The organism is Halomonas sp. ND22Bw, assembly GCF_003011945.1.
Taxonomy (GTDB): domain Bacteria; phylum Pseudomonadota; class Gammaproteobacteria; order Pseudomonadales; family Halomonadaceae; genus Halomonas; species Halomonas halophila.
In genome coordinates, this window is record NZ_PXWD01001530.1 from 1 (window position 1) to 245 (window position 245).

The following is a 245-nucleotide window of genomic DNA, read 5'->3' on the forward strand; positions in this document are numbered from 1 at the left end:
GCAGCTGCTCGAACTGGGCGTGCAGGTTGAACACCAAGGCGGGTGACGAGAACCGGCGCGCAGGACGGCTCGCGTTCGGGTGGAGGCCGACGACGAAGAACGCCTCGCCTGCGAAGCTGAGCGAGAAATGTGGGCTCTCCGGCTCGGAAGCGACGCTCTTGTCCCACGGATGGCCGAGCCAAGCGTCCTTGTCGGCGAGCGACTGCACCCGCTCCCAGAGGTGCCGCTCGAACCCTTCCTCGTCC

General features: G+C 67.3%; 1 protein-coding gene. It reads right to left on the reverse strand.

Features of this window, described 5'->3' with window-relative positions:
- A partial coding sequence (locus CVH10_RS23355; RefSeq protein ID WP_146143347.1) for a YqcI/YcgG family protein occupies window positions 1-245 on the reverse strand: 245 nt, incomplete at both ends.